This window comes from Pseudomonas psychrophila HA-4 (assembly GCF_000282975.1).
GTDB lineage: Bacteria > Pseudomonadota > Gammaproteobacteria > Pseudomonadales > Pseudomonadaceae > Aquipseudomonas > Aquipseudomonas psychrophila_A.
In genome coordinates, this window is record NZ_ALJC01000096.1 from 1 (window position 1) to 16,323 (window position 16,323).

Here is a 16,323-nt window from a genome sequence, read left to right on the forward strand (position 1 = left end):
GATCTTTTTGAACCTTAAAAAGATCGCGAGGCACGCTCGCTTTTACAGGGGGAGTCTTTCGTCCATAACAACAAGTAAGGATCAATACCTGTGACCACATCCGGCAAATCCATTTTGCTGGTCGACGATGACCAGGACATTCGTGAGCTTCTCGATATTTATCTCACCCGTGCTGGTTTTCAGGTGCGTACGGTGGGTGATGGGGCAGGTTTTCGACAGGCACTCGGTGCGGCTTCGAGTGATTTATTGATCCTCGATGTGATGTTGCCCGACGAAGACGGCTTTAGCCTGTGTCGCTGGGTGCGGCAACACCCGCGTTTCGCGCAGACGCCCATCATCATGCTTACCGCCAGCTCCGACGAAGCCGACCGTGTGATCGGCCTAGAACTGGGCGCTGACGATTACCTGGGCAAGCCTTTCAGCCCCCGTGAACTTCAGGCGCGTATCAAGGCATTGCTGCGTCGCGCACAATTTTCCAGTGCGGGGGCCGGTAACGAAATCATGGCCTTCGACGAATGGCGGCTTAATACCGTTACCCATCGCCTGTTTCATATCGATGGCGAAGAGGTGATTTTGTCCGGGGCCGACTTTGCGCTGCTCAAACTGTTTTTGGATAACCCGCAACATATCCTTGATCGCGACACGATTGGCAACGCGACCCGTGGGCGCGATCTGATGCCGCTCGATCGTATTGTCGACATGGCTGTTAGCCGTTTACGGCAACGCCTGCGCGACACCGATAAGCCGCCGCGACTTATCCGCACCATCCGTGGCAGTGGTTATCAGTTGGCGGCTCAGGTCACGGTCGGAAATGGTCATTAAGGTCCTGCGCAAAATTCGTCTGCCCCGTTCATTGCTCGGTCGGATGTTGCTACTGACCTTGCTTGCCATTTTGCTGGCGCAGACCCTGTCGAGTGCTATCTGGCTGTCGCAACTGCGCACTACGCAGCTTGAGGGGCTGGTGAACAGTGCTCGCAGCATGGCGCATTCGATGAATGCGACGGTGACGTACTTGCGCTCCTTGCCGTTGGCGTATCGCCCGCTGGTGCTGGATCAGATGCGCAGCATGGGCGGCACGCGCTTTGTCGTGAGCCTCAATGACAGGCCGCTCGAAATGCAGGTGCTGGAGCCGACCCCACGTAAACAGGCGGTGATGGACGCCGTCGATCAAGTCTTGCGCCAGTCGTTGGGGCCGGATGTCGACTTGTCGGTTAAATTCGTCGGCCCCCAAGACCTGCGTATCTTCAACGCGGGCCTTAAGCTCGACGAACTGCCGCGCTCCTGGGCACATTTCGCCTTAACCCTCGAGCCCGTCAACCCGCCCGTGCTGGTGACCCAGATCAAGATGGCCCAAGGGGAGTGGTTGTACATCGCCTCGCTGTTGCCGCAGCCCTACACCAGCCTTGAAGAAGAGGGGCTGCCAGCGTTGCAGGTGTGGTTTATCGTGCTCAGTAGCATCTTTTTGCTGTTGTTCATTGGCTTGTTGGTTCACTGGCAAAGCCGCCCGCTCAAGCGTCTGGCCAAGGCTGCGCGCGACATGTCATTGGGGGAGGACGATGTGCAGCCCGTGGAAATCGCAGGCGGCAGTGAAGTGGTTGAAGTCGGGCGAGCCTTGAACACCATGCGTGCCCGCATCAGCCGTTACCTCACTGAGCGGGGGCAATTGTTCAGTGCTATTTCCCATGACTTGCGCACGCCCATCACTCGCTTGCGGCTGCGGGTTGAACTGCTGGATGACGAACAGTTGCAGTACAAGTTTGGTCGCGACCTGGATGAGCTTGAAATGCTGGTCAAAGGCGCCTTGCAGTGCGTCAAAGACACCGATATTCACGAGAACATTGAGCCGGTGGACTTGAATACGCTGCTTGATTGTCTGATCGAGCCTTACTTGCTTGGGCAAGGCAATGGCCGTGTGACATTGCAGGGGCGGGCCGTCAGCACCTACTCAGGCAAGTCGCTGGCCTTGCGTCGCTGTATGGGCAACCTGATTGATAACGCCCTTAAGTATGGTAAATACGCGCACCTGCGCATTGAAGACAATAAACATGCCTTTACCCTGACTGTGGACGATGAGGGGCCGGGCGTCCCTGAACAGCGCCTGGAGCAGGTTTTCGAACCCCATTTTCGTCTGGCCGGGCAACAGCAGGGCTACGGCCTTGGCTTGGGTATTGCGCGCAGCATTGCTCACAGTCACGGCGGTGAAGTGAGTTTGCAAAACCTGCGCACAGGTGGTTTGCGGGTCACTTTGTACTTGCCGCGAAATGTCGACTGATTGACAGGCTGGCTTGCTCGGCACTGATGGGCAGCACCTGCTCTTGATGCGGGTTTGCGACCTCTTCGACGGCAGGCTTCAAGTCACGGGTTTTATGCATCGCCGCCTTGATGCGGTTTTCACGCACGCGGCGACTGGTTTGGCTGAAGTGCAACTGCAGCTTCTCCATGGCCACGTCATACGGGTCGTTGCACAGCGTTAATTGCCGCTCGCGTTCCAGCAAAGCCATCTGCTTTGCCTCGTCTTCACCGTAGCGATCAATTCGAAAGCTCTTGCTCAGGTTGTAGCCATAGATGCGCGTCGTTGCGCGCCAATAATCGATCTGGTTGGACTGGACGCGATACACCCCTGCGTGACCGCTGGTGTTGTTAGGCATTAGGCGCTGGCGGCTTGCATAGGTGAAAGACAACGGCATTTTCAGTACCAGTTGATTGCGCATGGTTTCAGCGGCTTCCAGGGCCGCGAGTTCACCGCCGTACTCGACAAAGTCAAAAACTTGAGCGTGCACTTTTCCTGAATGTTGAAGATCAATTTTCCAGGCGTAGGATCGACCGTTCTTATCTTTAACGGGGTAAATAAAACAATGAGGGCGAGTCGTTAGATTGCGTTCTGACATGGGTCATATCTCCTGAAGGGTGTCGGCATCCGTTCTTTTATCGTGACGATGAGAAGCAGACTCGCTGAAGTTATTTGCGGGTACAACGTGGGAAAACGACTTCGGGATGCGTCCTACAGTCAACGCGGAAAATGCCTCATGAGTCAGTGAGTTCAATGATGAGGGCGCATAGGGATAATGACGTTGGCCATACTGAAATATTGCCGCAAGTGTCTAATGTCACCGGTTGGTGACATATGAACATCTGTTCGTTACTTGGGCCCCGTGGGGCGTGGATACACTCTTTAGCAGCGCAAGCAAAAAGACTTGCACAGCTATAACAACAATAAAGGTCTTCACATGAATTCATTCAATCGCCTCGCCGTTGTCATATCTCTCGCCACTCTTTTCCCTCTGAATACTTATGCTGCTGACTCCAAAGGGACGGTTGAAGTGGTGCATTGGTGGACGTCCGGTGGCGAAAAAGCCGCCGTGGATGTGCTCAAGGCCCAAGTCGAGAAAGACGGCTTTACCTGGAAAGACGGCGCAGTTGCCGGTGGTGGTGGCGCTACCGCGATGACCGTGCTGAAAAGCCGTGCGGTTGCTGGCAACCCGCCTGGTATGGCGCAGATCAAAGGTCCGGACATCCAAGAGTGGGCCTCAACCGGGCTGCTAGACACTGACGTTCTGAAGACTGTTGCCAAAGAAGAGAAGTGGGACAGCCTGCTCGACAAGAAAGTCTCCGATACCGTGAAGTACCAGGGTGACTATGTGGCTGTGCCGGTGAACATTCACCGTGTGAACTGGCTGTGGATCAACCCGCAAGTATTTAAAAAAGCTGGCATCGAAAAACCACCTACCACACTTGAAGAATTTTACGCGGCCGGTGACAAGCTCAAGGCTGCGGGTTTCATTGCGCTCGCGCACGGTGGACAGCCTTGGCAGGACAGTACCGTTTTTGAAACCGTGGTGCTTTCAGTCATGGGGGTTGATGGTTACAAGAAGGCCATGGTTGACCTCGATGACGCGACCCTGACGGGCCCTGAAATGGTCAAAGCGCTGACTGAACTGAAGAAAGTGGCGACCTACATGGACGTCGACGGTAAAGGTCAGGACTGGAACCTCGAAGCTGCCAAGGTTATCAATGGCAAGGCCGGCATGCAGATTATGGGTGACTGGGCCAAGAGCGAATGGACTGCTGCCAAGAAGATCGCAGGCAAGGACTACGAGTGTGTAGCGTTTCCGGGCACCGACAAAGCCTTTACCTACAACATCGACTCCCTAGCGGTGTTCAAGGTGAAAGACGAGGGCACCAAGGCCGGTCAACAGGACATTGCCAAGGTGGCGCTGGGTGAAGACTTCCAGAAAGTTTTCAGCATCAACAAGGGCTCAATTCCGGTTCGCAACGACATGTTGAACAACATGGAGAAGCTCGGCTTTGACGCGTGTGCCCAAGCCTCGGCCAAGGACTTCCTGGCAGACGCCAAGTCCGGTGGCCTACAGCCAAGCATGGCGCACAACATGGCGACCACGCTGGCCGTGCAGGGGGCGTTCTTTGACGTAATCACCAATTACATCAACGACCCTAAAGCCGACCCGGCCGACACCGCCAAAAAACTTGGCGCAGCGATCAAGTCCGCTAAGTAGGCGCGTACGCGAGCTTCAAGCTTCAAGCTTCAAGCCAGGCAGCTTGTCGCTTGAAGCTTGCGACTTGCAGCTGAATTCCATCTTTTCCTTGCTCGGGTTCTCTCCATGAGTTCTGTTGCTGCGTTCAGGAAAGTCTCGCCCTTCGATGCCTTGCAGCGCTGGCTACCAAAATTGGTACTGGCGCCCAGCATGTTCATCGTTCTGGTTGGCTTCTATGGCTACATCCTGTGGACGTTTGTTCTGTCGTTCACCAACTCGACGTTTTTGCCGACTTACCAGTGGGTAGGCCTGGCGCAATATCAGCGTTTGTTCGACAACGACCGCTGGTGGGTGGCGAGTAAAAACCTGGCTGTATTCGGCAGCATGTTTATCGGTATCACCCTGGTGATTGGCGTAACGCTGGCGGTATTTCTCGACCAGCGCATCCGTCGCGAAGGGTTTATTCGCACAATTTACCTGTACCCGATGGCGCTCTCGATGATCGTCACCGGTACCGCTTGGAAGTGGCTGCTCAACCCCGGTATGGGGTTGGACAAGCTACTGCGTGACTGGGGTTGGGAGGGGTTTCGCCTGGACTGGCTGGTCGACCCTGATCGTGTGGTGTATTGCTTGGTTATCGCGGCTGTCTGGCAAGCCTCGGGCTTTATCATGGCGATGTTCCTTGCAGGCCTTCGCGGGGTTGATCAATCGATCATTCGTGCAGCCCAGATCGATGGGGCGAGCTTGCCGCGCATCTACTGGAAAGTGGTGCTACCAAGCCTGCGCCCAGTGTTCTTTAGCGCCGTGATGATTCTGGCGCACATCGCGATCAAGAGTTTTGACTTAGTGGCGGCGATGACAGCCGGCGGTCCGGGCTATTCGTCCGATCTGCCTGCCATGTTCATGTATTCCTTCACCTTCAGCCGCGGTCAGATGGGCGTGGGTTCGGCCAGTGCGATTCTAATGCTCGGTGCGATTCTTGCGATCATCGTGCCTTACCTGTACTCCGAGCTAAGGAGCAAGCGCAATGAATAGTCTTGCCGGCAAACGCTCAATTAGCCTGAGCCGCATCGCAATTTATGCGGTGCTTATCTTCGCTGTACTGCTGTATCTGGTGCCCTTGGTGGTGATGCTGTTGACCAGCTTCAAAACCCCGGAAGACATCAGCACCGGTAACTTGCTGAGCTGGCCAACCGTGGTCACCGGCATAGGCTGGGTCAAGGCCTGGGCCACGGTCGACGGTTACTTCTGGAACTCGATCAAGATCACCGTCCCGGCGGTGTTGGCTTCCACCGCCATTGGCGCGTTGAACGGCTATGTGTTGTCGATGTGGCGTTTTCGCGGTTCGCAGCTGTTCTTTGGTCTGTTGCTGTTTGGCTGCTTCCTGCCGTTTCAGACTGTACTGCTGCCTGCCTCGTTTACCTTGGGCAAGATGGGCCTTGCCAGCACCACCACTGGCTTGGTGTTCGTGCACATCGTCTACGGCCTGGCGTTTACTACACTGTTCTTTCGCAACTACTACGTCAGCATCCCCGATGCGCTGGTGAAGGCAGCACGCTTGGATGGAGCGGGTTTCTTTACCATCTTTCGTTTGATCATTCTGCCGATGTCGACCCCGATCATCATGGTTTGCCTGATTTGGCAGTTCACCCAGATTTGGAATGACTTCCTCTTCGGCGTGGTGTTTTCCAGTGGTGATTCGCAGCCCATTACCGTGGCGCTGAACAACCTGGTGAACACCAGCACCGGGGTCAAGGAATACAACGTTGATATGGCAGCGGCGATGATCGCCGGGCTGCCGACCCTGCTGGTCTATGTGGTCGCAGGCAAGTATTTCGTGCGCGGCCTGACGGCCGGCGCGGTCAAGGGGTAATCATGGCAACGCTTGAGCTTCGTAACGTAAATAAGACCTATGGTGCTGGCCTGCCGGACACCCTGAAAAACATCGAACTGTCGATCAAGGACGGCGAATTCCTGATCTTGGTAGGGCCTTCGGGCTGCGGCAAGTCGACACTGATGAACTGTATTGCGGGTCTGGAGAACATCACCGGCGGCGCGATCATGATTGGTGATGAAGACGTCAGCGGTATGAGCCCCAAGGACCGTGACATCGCCATGGTGTTCCAGTCCTACGCGTTGTACCCGACGATGAGCGTGCGCGAGAACATCGAGTTTGGCCTCAAGATCCGCAAGATGGCGCAGTCGGCCATTGATGAGGAAGTCGCGCGGGTTGCCAAACTGCTACAGATCGAACATTTGCTCAACCGCAAGCCAGGCCAGTTGTCTGGCGGACAGCAACAGCGTGTTGCGATGGGCCGAGCGTTGGCACGTCGACCAAAAATCTACCTGTTCGACGAACCGTTATCCAACCTCGACGCTAAGCTGCGGGTCGAGATGCGTACCGAAATGAAGCTGATGCACCAGCGCTTGAAAACCACCACCGTCTACGTGACCCACGATCAGATCGAGGCCATGACCTTGGGCGACAAAGTGGCGGTCATGAAAGACGGGATCATCCAACAGTTCGGTACGCCAAAGCAGATCTACAACGATCCGGCCAACCTGTTTGTTGCAAGCTTTATCGGTTCGCCGCCAATGAACTTCATACCCCTGCGATTGCAACGTAAGGACGGCCGTCTCGTGGCGCTGCTGGACAGTGGCCAAGCGCGCTGTGAGTTGCCGATGAGCATGATCGACGCCGGCCTTGAAGACCGTGAGGTGATCTTGGGTCTGCGTCCGGAGCAAATCGTCCTGGCCTCGGCCGAGGTCACGGGCGCGCCGACCCTTCGCGCTGATGTTCAAGTAACCGAACCGACAGGTCCGGACACCTTGGTGTTTGTTCAGTTGAACGGCACCAAAGTGTGTTGCCGCCTGGCGCCCGATGTTGCACCGCAAGTGGGCGAGGCTCTGAACCTGCAATTCGACCCGGCCAAAGTGTTGCTGTTCGACGCGCAAACCGGTGAGCGCTTGGGCACAGTCACGTCGTTGCCGGCACAGGACCGGGCTGACAACGTCGCCCAATTCAAAGGACGCTGAATCTTCCTTTTGGGGAAGGATGTTTCGGATAAAGCAGTAAACCGCGTTAGACAAAAATAGTTAATAACAATAAAGACGAGGATGTAGGGATGAAAAAGCAACACACCAACACTCGGTTGATCTGCCAACTGTCAGCGGTTGCCGCGCTGGTTCTTTCTGCTAATGCGATGGCAGACGAAGCGTTCAGCGCCGACTCCAAGTGGATGACCGGCGATTGGGGCGGCGAGCGTACCAAGCTCATCGAGCAGGGGATCGACATCAAGGCTGATTACGTCGGTGAAGTAGGCGCCAACTTGCATGGTGGCTACAACAGCGACAAAACAGCGCGCTACAGCGACCAGTTTGGCCTAGGCGTGGCGTTGGACCTGCAAAAGTTGTGGGGCTGGGATAACACTCAGGCCAAGATCCAGCTCACCAACCGTAACGGGCAAAACATCTCCAATGACCGCGTTGGCGATCCACGTGCGAGTACCCTGAGTTCTTCGCAGGAAGTTTACGGCCGTGGCCACATGGTGCGTCTGACCCAGTTGTACATCCAGCATCAGTTCCTCGATGGCAAACTGGACGTCAAAGCCGGTTATTTTGGTGAAGGCGAAGACTTCAATACCTTCCCGTGTGAGTTCCAGAACTTGGCGTTTTGCGGGTCGCAGGTGGGTAACTGGGCCACCAACATCTGGTACAACTGGCCGGTTAGCCAGGCGGCATTGCGTGTCAAGTACAACATCACGCCTGAGTTCTACGCGCAGATCGGCGCGTACAATCAGAACCCGTCGCAACTGGAGCACGGCAACGGCTTTAAACTCAGCGGCAGCGGCACCAAAGGTACTGTTTTGCCTGTCGAGCTGGTCTGGTCGCCGAAGGTGAATAACCTGCCGGGCGAATACCGTGTCGGTTACTACAAAAGCACGGCGCCTGCGAATGACCTGCGCGAAGACATCAACGGCAATGACGCGGCCACCACCGGTCAGGCCTATCGCGTACATGACAGCAAGCACGGCTACTGGTTCGTGGTTCAGCAACAGCTCACCAGCCACAACGGTGATGCGACGCGCGGCCTGAACATCGCGGCCAACGCGACCTTCCACGATAAGGCCACCAACATCGTCGACAACTACCAGTCGCTGATGTTTGTGTACAAAGGCCCGTTTGATGCTCGTCCAAAAGATGACATTGGCATTGGCTTTGCCCGTATCCACGTCAACGACGAAGTGAAGAAGAACGCTGAGTTGGCCAACGCTGCCATTGGTGCTACCGACTACAACGATGCGCTGTTCTCACCGCTGCGTTCTACCGAGTACAACTACGAAATCAACTACGGTTTCCACGTGACCAATTGGCTTACCGTGCGTCCCAACTTGCAATACATCACCCACCCGGGTGGCGTGGACCAAGTTGATAACGCGTTGGTGGCTGGCCTGAAAATTCAGTCGGTGTTCTAACGCTGTTGCGATAAGCTCCATGTCGTTGTGCGCAAAGTGCGGATAGCCTTGGCTATCCGCTTTTTTGTGTCAGCACTGCCGAGCTTTAGCGAGTCTGCGATGGCGGTACATTGGGCGACATGATTTTCAGGACTGCGGCACATGCATGAGCATCCGCTTCACCGTTTTTTCAAATCCAAACGCGAACAGCCGGTCTTTCAGTGGGAGCGCTTTCAGCAGCGCGATGTTCTGGTGATCGATCATCCGCATTGCCAAGCCGTGTTTAGTCGTCAGGGCGCGCAATTGCTGCACTTCAAGCCGACCGGACAAAAACCTTGGTTGTGGTGTGCAGCCAAATGGCCGCAGGTCGGAGCGATCCGTGGTGGCGTGCCGATTTTTTGGCCGTGGTATGGGCGCCATCCCAGCGAAAATGCTTGGCCGTCTCATGGTTGGGCGCGGCTTATCGACTGGAAACTGCTGGACAGCAGTTCAGATGACGAGGGCGTTACCCTGCATTGGCGTTTGCAACTGTGCGACTGGCAGGTTGAGTTGCATGCACGGCTGGGCGAAGACATGGAGTTGCGTTTGAGCACCGAACACCAAGACGATGAACCGTGCCAAGTGAGTCAGGCGTTACGAGCTTACTGGCGTATCGGTGATGTGGCGGAGGTAGCGCTGTCCGGGCTCGATGGCGCCCAAGGTTATGACCAGCTCAATCGTGAGGAGTGCCAGCAACAAGGCGAACTCCGCGTCGCAGGCGGTTGCCAGCGGGTGTTCCAGCACGAGGGCGAAATGCAACTCAACGACCACGCCTGGCAGCGGGCCCTGAGTATCGATACCGGGGATCATGCCAATACCGTGATCTGGCATCCCGGCAAACGGCCTTTACTGGGCGTGAGCTGGAATGAAGTGATGGGTTTTGTGTGCGTTGAGTCAGCGAGTACCGGCACTCAAAGCCAGAGCCTAGCCCCAGGCGAGCAAGCGCATCTGAGTTTGCAGGCGCGGGCGGGGCTGTGTAACGCCTAACCCCACAACGATCTGTAGGAGCAGCCGGTCGACGCTCCTACAGAGGCAACATGACTTTTGATCTAAACCACGCTGGCCGAACGCGGCAGTCCCAGGGTGGTCAGTTGAACTCATCCCCCACCGGGTAACGGCTGGCATTCAGGCTTTCTTTGATCTTGCGCAGGTGCGGCTGGAAATCCACCCCTCGGCGCAAGGTCATGCCAGTGGCGAGTACATCCAGCACGGTGAGCTGGATGATGCGCGAGGTCATCGGCATATAGATGTCGGTGTCCTCAGGCAGTGGGATGTTCAGGCTCAACGTGCTGGCTTTGGCCAGCGGTGAGTTCTCTGCGGTCAGCCCCAGCACCGAGGCGCCGTTGGCACGTGCAATGCGCGCCACTTCGACCAGTTCTCGCGTACGTCCTGTGTAGGAAATAATCACGAATAACTCGCCGGTGTGCGCCACCGAAGCGATCATGCGTTGCATTAAAACGTCAGCGTGGGCCGTGACCGCCAGGTTAAAGCGGAAAAACTTATGCTGTGCATCGAGCGCTACCGGGGCCGAGGCGCCCAACCCGAAAAAGTGAATCTGACGGGCCTGGATCAACAAGTCGACGGCGCGACTGATCAGGTTCGGGTCCAAGGCCTGGCAGGCACTGTCCAGTGAGGCAATTGCGCTGCCGAAAATCTTTTGCGTGTAGGCAGCCGGATTATCATCGGCCTCAACCGCGCGGCTCACGTAAGCTGCGCCACTGGCCAGGCTTTGTGCCAGTTGCAGTTTTAGTTCCGGGTAGCCGCTGACACCAAACGAACGGCAAAAGCGGTTGACCGTGGGCTCGCTGACCGACGCCGCTTGAGCCAGCGCAGCGATACTGAAGCGGGTCGCCTGTTGCGGGTTTTGCAGAATTATCTCTGCCACCTTGCGCTCGGCCTTATTCAGGTCTTCGAGGCGGCCTTTGATTTGTTCGAGTAAATTTCGCACGCGGTCCATTTATGATCCTTGGGTCGGCGATGCATGAACCATTCTAAAGCGGTTCGCAAGGTGGCCTATCCTACTGGTGGCCTGTGATGACCACTAGCAGGAATCTGTATTTTCAGAAAATGTTGTGTTTATTACTACATTTTTCCTTGAGTGATGCCTTGAAAAAAGGTATTTGTAGCTTAACTTGATAAAAGAACAAACATCATGCCTTCGATTACGGTTGAACCGTGCACCTTTGCCTTGTTCGGCGCCTTGGGCGATCTGGCCTTGCGCAAGCTGTTTCCTGCCTTATACCAGTTGGATCGTGCCGGTCTGCTACATGACGACACGCGCATACTTGCGCTGGCCCGCGAGTCAGGCGACACGCTGACGCACCTGGCGCATATCGACAGCCAATTGCGCCTGTATGTCGGCGACAAGGAAATCGAAGATGAAGTGCTCACCCGCTTCTTGGCTCGTCTGAGCTATCTGCATGTGGACTTTCTAAAGAGCGATGACTATGTGTCGCTGGCAGAGCTGGCCGGTACCGAGCAACGTCTCATCGCTTATTTCGCTACCCCAGCAGCCGTTTACGGCGCGATCTGCGAGAACCTGTCCAAGGTCGGCCTAGCTGAAAACACCCGTGTGGTGCTGGAAAAGCCGATTGGCTCCGACCTTGAGTCTTCACGCAAGGTTAACGACGCCGTGGCGAATTTCTTCCCTGAGACTCGCATCTACCGCATCGACCATTACCTGGGCAAAGAGACCGTACAAAACCTTATTGCCCTGCGCTTTGCCAACAGTCTGTTCGAAACCCAGTGGAACCAGCGCTACATCTCCCACGTTGAAATCACCGTGGCCGAGAAAGTCGGCATTGAAGGTCGTTGGGGCTACTTCGACAAAGCTGGGCAACTGCGTGACATGATTCAAAACCACTTGTTGCAGCTGCTGTGCCTGATCGCCATGGACCCGCCTGCGGATTTGTCGGCCGACAGCATTCGCGACGAGAAAGTAAAAGTCCTCAAGGCGCTGGCGCCGATCAGCGCCGAAGGCCTGACCACTCAAGTGGTGCGTGGTCAGTACATCGCCGGTTACAGCGAAGGCCAGCCGGTGCCGGGCTACCTGGAGGAAGAAAACTCCAACACCCAAAGTGACACTGAAACCTTCGTTGCACTGCGAGCCGATATTCGTAACTGGCGCTGGGCAGGGGTGCCGTTCTACTTACGCACCGGCAAGCGCATGCCACACAAGCTGTCGCAGATCGTGATCCACTTCAAGGAGCCGTCGCACTACATCTTCGCGCCTGAGCAACGCCTGCAAATCGGCAACAAGCTGACCATTCGCTTGCAACCGGACGAAGGCATCTCCTTGCGCGTGATGACTAAGGATCAGGGACTGGACAAAGGCATGCACCTACGCAGCGGCCCGTTGCAGTTGAATTTCTCCGACACCTATCGCAGTGCGCGGATTCCTGATGCCTACGAGCGTTTGTTGCTGGAAGTAATGCGCGGCAACCAGAACCTGTTTGTGCGCAAAGACGAAATTGAAGCGGCATGGAAATGGTGCGACCAGTTGATCGCCGGCTGGAAGAAGTCGGGTGATGCGCCCAAGCCCTACGCGGCGGGCTCCTGGGGACCGATGAGTTCCATTGCACTGATTACACGAGACGGGAGGTCTTGGTATGGCGATATCTGATTTGAAACTGCCTGAAGGTGTCACTGCGCACACCTTCAAGAACCCGATGGTGCTCGCCGAAAACTTGGCACAAACAGTTGCCGGGCAACTGAATGAGGCGATTGCCAAACAAGGTGTTGCGACGCTAGTCGTGTCTGGAGGTCGCAGCCCTGTGGCGTTTTTCCAGAGCCTGATCAAGCAGCCTGTTGACTGGTCCAAAGTGGTCGTCAGCCTAGCAGATGAGCGCTGGGTACCGGTTGAGCACGCTGACAGCAACGCCGGTTTACTGAAAAAGAATTTGCTGCAAGGACCGGCTGCCAAAGCGCGCTTTGTGGGGTTGTACAACGTTGCTGCCAGCCTTGAAGCTGCTGCCGAGCAAGCTGACCGTACCTTGGCCGAGTTGCCGCCGATTGACGTGCTAATTTTGGGCATGGGCGATGACGGGCATACCGCCTCGCTGTTCCCGGGCAGTCCTAACCTGACGCAAGCATTGCAATTGGACAATGCGCGTCGTTGCTGGCCGATGCTGGCACCGACCGTGCCGCACCAGCGTTTGAGCATGAGCCGCAGCCTGCTGGCGAGCGCGCGAAATATCGTTCTGTCGATTCAGGGACAGGCCAAATTGAATACCCTTAACGAAGCGCTAGGAGGCACCGATGTCGCCGCCTTGCCGATTCGTGCCTTTCTGCAACCTACGTTAGAGATTTACTGGTGCCCATGAGCCAAGGATCAGCTGCCATGACAACAAAAATTGCCAACGTTTCGATGGCCCAAAAAGTCGCCCTGATCGATGAACTGTGTGCCAAGGCGCGCATTCTTCCGGTGATTACCATTGCACGTAAACAGGACATTCTGCCGTTGGCCGATGCGCTGGCAGCAGGTGGTCTGAGCGCCTTGGAAGTCACGTTGCGTTCGGAGTTTGGCCTGGAGGCTATTCGCGTCCTGCGTGATCAGCGCCCGGAGCTGGTCACAGGTGCGGGCACCATTTTGGATCGCCACATGCTGTCTGCGGCTGAAGAAGCCGGTTCGCAATTTATCGTCACGCCGGGCATTACCCGTGATCTGCTTGAGGCCAGCGTCGCCAGTGATATTCCGCTGTTGCCGGGTATCAGCAATGCGTCCGGGATCATGGAAGGTTATGGCTTGGGTTACCGCCGATTCAAACTGTTTCCGGCTGAAGTCAGCGGCGGCGTAGCGGCAATCAAAGCGCTGGGCGGTCCTTTTGGCGAAGTGAAGTTTTGCCCGACAGGTGGCGTTAGCCCGGCGAACATCCGCAACTACATGGCGTTGAAAAACGTAATGTGTGTGGGCGGAAGCTGGATGCTCGACAGCGAGTGGATCAAAAACGGCGACTGGGCCCGTATCCAGGAATGCACAGCTGAGGCTTTGGCACTGCTGGACTGATAGCGATTTAACGAATTGTGTTGTGTGTTCTACGGTTTTTGGTGCGCTTGGTCGGCGCACCTTTTTTTTTGCCTGGGATTTTTGTGCTGTAGATTTTTTTGCGGTCTGAAAGTATTGCGCTGAATCTGATAACACCTCGGTAAAGCTCCCTCTCTTTCCGGGAGAGAGGGCTGGGGTGAGGGCGCTTTTAGCCCTGCGACAATTCCCGCAACGCCGTGACCAACCGCTGAATGTCTTCAAGCGTGGTCGCAAGCCCGACGGTAATTCGAATGCAACTGCCGCACGCGGAGCCATTGCGCGCGACGGTGAACAGGTTGTAGTCCTTGAGCAAGCGCTCGACCATTGGCTGCTGATCGTCGACATGGGTAAAGCGCATTGAGGTAATGGCGCAGTTCAGGCGTGGGTCCTCGGGTGTCAGCACTTCAATTCCTGGCAGTTGGCGCGCTTCGTTCACCCATAACTCGCGCAGGTAGCGCAGTCGATCGCCTTTAGCCTTCGAACCGCCCAGTGCGCGGTGTTCCTGCAATACCTTGGGCAAGGTCAGCCAAGCTGGGATGTTGGCAGTGCCGTAGGGCGAGCGGGTGCGAATATCGGGTTCGGGGTAACGTTCGCTGCCCATGTCCGGGTCAATGTCAGCCAGACGCTGTGGGTCTATGTACATAAAACCCAACGTGAGCGGCGAGCCGATCCATTTGTGCAGGTTGAAACCAGCAAAGGGCACGCCCAGTGCCTGCAGATCAAAATCGATCTGGCCTAAGGCGTGTGCGCCATCCAAGACCACATCCACCCCGTGTGCCTTGGCCAACTCGGTAATGGCTTGAACAGGCATCACGAGTCCGGTGCGGTGCGTCACATGGGTCAGCGCCATCAGCTTGATGTGCGGATAACGTTCGAACGCCTCGCGGTAGCTGGCGACGAGGCTTTCATACGTAGCAGGGTGCTTGTGGGAGATTTCAATAATCTCCAGCCCACGCTGTTGCGCCACCCAACGCATGGCGTATTCGACGCTGTGATAATCCAGATCGCTGATCAGTAACTGATCACCGGGCTGCAAGCCGTTGTAGTTGCGAATCACCGATTGCAGAGCATCCGACGCGCAGTTGGTGAGGGCGATGCTGGTGTGCTCAACCCCCAGAAGCTCGGCCAACTGATTGCGGATATCGAGGCTTTGGGTTTCATCGAAGACTTGGCGGACATGCACTGAGTTGCTGCGGTTAATAAAGTCAATATTGCGCTGGTAATCCTGTGCCACCGCGTGGGTCATGCGCCCGAAGTAGCCATTCTCCAGATTGATAGGTCCTGGGGCTACGTCGTAGCGCTGGGCGATGGTGTGCCAAAAATGTTCGTCGCAGGCGTTGTCATCGTTCCTTGGCATATAGCAACTCTATCAATGGCGAGGTTTGGGTTTTCCGTGTTTGGCGCGTAACGGGTCCAGCAGGTCCGACAGACCGTTATGATCGATCTCTTGCATCAAGGCCAGCAAACCGCCCAATTCACCATGCGGGAAGCCTTCACGGGCAAACCAGTTCAAGTACTGGCCAGGCAAGTCAGCGATGACTCGGCCTTTGTATTTGCCGAATGGCATTTCGCGGGTGACCAGCAGCTCAAGTTTTTCGGAGTTCATTCAACGGCCTTCAGTACGTACAGCAACAGGATGAAAATACAGGCATTTTGCATGCAGGCCAATTGACAGTTCATGCAAATAAACCGGATACAGATTTTTTGTATTTTTTAAGTTATTGATTTATATGAATTATTTTATATTCGAAAGCTGGCACAAGGACTGCAACCTCTATTGCACGATCCTCAACTCAGCAAGGAATTGAACAATGACTGATCTTAATAAAGAAGCCATCTCTGTCCTGAACGATCTGATCGAAACCAGCAAAGATGGACAGGAAGGTTTCAAGACCTGTGCCGAAGATATTAAACACCCAGAGCTTAAAGCGCTGTTCGTAAAACGCTCGGTTGATTGCGCCACTGCCGCGGCAGAACTGCAGGCAGAAGTCCGTAAATTGGGCGGCGACCCAGAGACCAGTACCAGTGTGGCGGGTGACTTGCACCGCCGCTGGTTGGACGTTAAGTCAATTTTTACCGGCAAGGACGAGGAGGCTGTGCTCAACGAAGCTGAGCGCGGTGAAGACCATGCCCTGAAGGCTTATAAGGAAGCGCTGGAAAAGATCGCCAAGCACAACTTGGTAGGCATCCGTGATGTGGTTGAGCGTCAGTACCATGGCGTACAGCGCAATCATGACCAAGTAAAGGCGCTGCGTAATGAAGCCCGCGCGCGCTCTTAAATAAACGTTTAGAGCAAACAAAAAACGCCGGCTAG

Annotated in this window: 16 protein-coding genes; 12 read left to right on the top strand and 4 right to left on the bottom strand. The window is 55.7% G+C overall.

Annotation, left to right across the window (positions count from 1 at the left end):
* Positions 1-90: 90 nt before the first annotated feature.
* Positions 91-822, top strand: coding sequence for a response regulator (locus tag B347_RS0115465; RefSeq protein ID WP_019410602.1), 732 nt, complete (start codon positions 91-93; stop codon positions 820-822).
* A complete protein-coding gene (locus tag B347_RS0115470; RefSeq protein ID WP_019410603.1) occupies positions 812-2,272 on the top strand; it encodes a sensor histidine kinase in 1,461 nt (486 codons plus the stop codon). Before B347_RS0115465 ends, B347_RS0115470 begins: the two co-directional genes overlap by 11 nt.
* On the opposite strand, the gene B347_RS0115475 is transcribed toward B347_RS0115470, so the two are convergent.
* Positions 2,241-2,888 (bottom strand): AP2 domain-containing protein, encoded by a 648-nt coding sequence (locus tag B347_RS0115475; RefSeq protein WP_019410604.1) that lies wholly within the window; start codon positions 2,886-2,888, stop codon positions 2,241-2,243. The two genes, B347_RS0115470 and B347_RS0115475, sit on opposite strands and share 32 nt — an antisense overlap.
* A 339-nt stretch (positions 2,889-3,227) precedes the next feature.
* Between B347_RS0115475 and B347_RS0115480 the strand changes: the two genes are divergently transcribed.
* From B347_RS0115480 to B347_RS0115505, 6 genes are all read left to right on the top strand, one after another.
* Complete coding sequence (locus tag B347_RS0115480) at positions 3,228-4,514, top strand: ABC transporter substrate-binding protein (protein WP_026014227.1); 1,287 nt, start codon at positions 3,228-3,230, stop codon at positions 4,512-4,514.
* A gap of 105 nt (positions 4,515-4,619) precedes the next feature.
* Positions 4,620-5,528, top strand: a complete 909-nt coding sequence (locus B347_RS0115485; protein ID WP_026014228.1) for a carbohydrate ABC transporter permease — start codon at positions 4,620-4,622, stop codon at positions 5,526-5,528.
* Positions 5,521-6,366, top strand: a complete 846-nt coding sequence (locus B347_RS0115490) for a carbohydrate ABC transporter permease (protein ID WP_019410607.1) — start codon at positions 5,521-5,523, stop codon at positions 6,364-6,366. The genes B347_RS0115485 and B347_RS0115490 overlap by 8 nt, the downstream gene beginning before the upstream one ends.
* 2 nt (positions 6,367-6,368) lie before the next feature.
* Positions 6,369-7,529 carry an ABC transporter ATP-binding protein gene (locus B347_RS0115495; protein WP_019410608.1) on the top strand — a complete coding sequence of 387 codons (1,161 nt, stop codon included), beginning with the start codon at positions 6,369-6,371 and terminating at the stop codon, positions 7,527-7,529.
* 89 nt (positions 7,530-7,618) lie between these two features.
* Positions 7,619-8,968 carry a carbohydrate porin gene (locus B347_RS0115500; RefSeq protein ID WP_019410609.1) on the top strand — a complete coding sequence of 450 codons (1,350 nt, stop codon included), beginning with the start codon at positions 7,619-7,621 and terminating at the stop codon, positions 8,966-8,968.
* Positions 8,969-9,109: 141 nt separating this feature from the next.
* Positions 9,110-9,973, top strand: a complete 864-nt coding sequence (locus B347_RS0115505; protein WP_019410610.1) for a D-hexose-6-phosphate mutarotase — start codon at positions 9,110-9,112, stop codon at positions 9,971-9,973.
* Between the two features lie 100 nt (positions 9,974-10,073).
* Here the strand turns inward: B347_RS0115505 and B347_RS0115510 are convergent, their stop codons facing one another.
* Positions 10,074-10,934: a MurR/RpiR family transcriptional regulator gene (locus B347_RS0115510; protein WP_169845242.1), complete on the bottom strand. Its 861-nt coding sequence runs from the start codon at positions 10,932-10,934 to the stop codon at positions 10,074-10,076.
* A gap of 204 nt (positions 10,935-11,138) precedes the next feature.
* On the opposite strand from B347_RS0115510, the gene zwf reads away from it, so the two are divergent.
* From zwf to B347_RS0115525, 3 genes are read left to right on the top strand one after another with little or no spacing between them, the layout of a single operon-like run.
* Positions 11,139-12,608 (top strand): glucose-6-phosphate dehydrogenase, encoded by a 1,470-nt coding sequence (gene zwf, locus B347_RS0115515; RefSeq protein ID WP_019410611.1) that lies wholly within the window; start codon positions 11,139-11,141, stop codon positions 12,606-12,608.
* Positions 12,595-13,308, top strand: coding sequence for a 6-phosphogluconolactonase (gene pgl / locus B347_RS0115520; RefSeq protein ID WP_019410612.1), 714 nt, complete (start codon positions 12,595-12,597; stop codon positions 13,306-13,308). The genes zwf and pgl overlap by 14 nt, the downstream gene beginning before the upstream one ends.
* 17 nt (positions 13,309-13,325) lie before the next feature.
* Complete coding sequence (locus B347_RS0115525) at positions 13,326-13,991, top strand: bifunctional 4-hydroxy-2-oxoglutarate aldolase/2-dehydro-3-deoxy-phosphogluconate aldolase (protein ID WP_019410613.1); 666 nt, start codon at positions 13,326-13,328, stop codon at positions 13,989-13,991.
* Between the two features lie 187 nt (positions 13,992-14,178).
* Here B347_RS0115525 and B347_RS0115530 read toward each other — a convergent pair whose 3' ends face one another.
* Both B347_RS0115530 and B347_RS0115535 read right to left on the bottom strand, forming a co-directional pair.
* A complete protein-coding gene (locus B347_RS0115530; protein WP_019410614.1) occupies positions 14,179-15,366 on the bottom strand; it encodes an aminotransferase class V-fold PLP-dependent enzyme in 1,188 nt (395 codons plus the stop codon).
* Between the two features lie 12 nt (positions 15,367-15,378).
* Positions 15,379-15,615, bottom strand: a complete 237-nt coding sequence (locus tag B347_RS0115535) for a DUF3820 family protein (protein WP_019410615.1) — start codon at positions 15,613-15,615, stop codon at positions 15,379-15,381.
* Positions 15,616-15,820: 205 nt separating this feature from the next.
* Here B347_RS0115535 and B347_RS0115540 point away from each other — a divergent pair, with 205 nt between their 5' ends.
* Positions 15,821-16,288: a ferritin-like domain-containing protein gene (locus tag B347_RS0115540; RefSeq protein WP_019410616.1), complete on the top strand. Its 468-nt coding sequence runs from the start codon at positions 15,821-15,823 to the stop codon at positions 16,286-16,288.
* Positions 16,289-16,323: the final 35 nt, after the last annotated feature.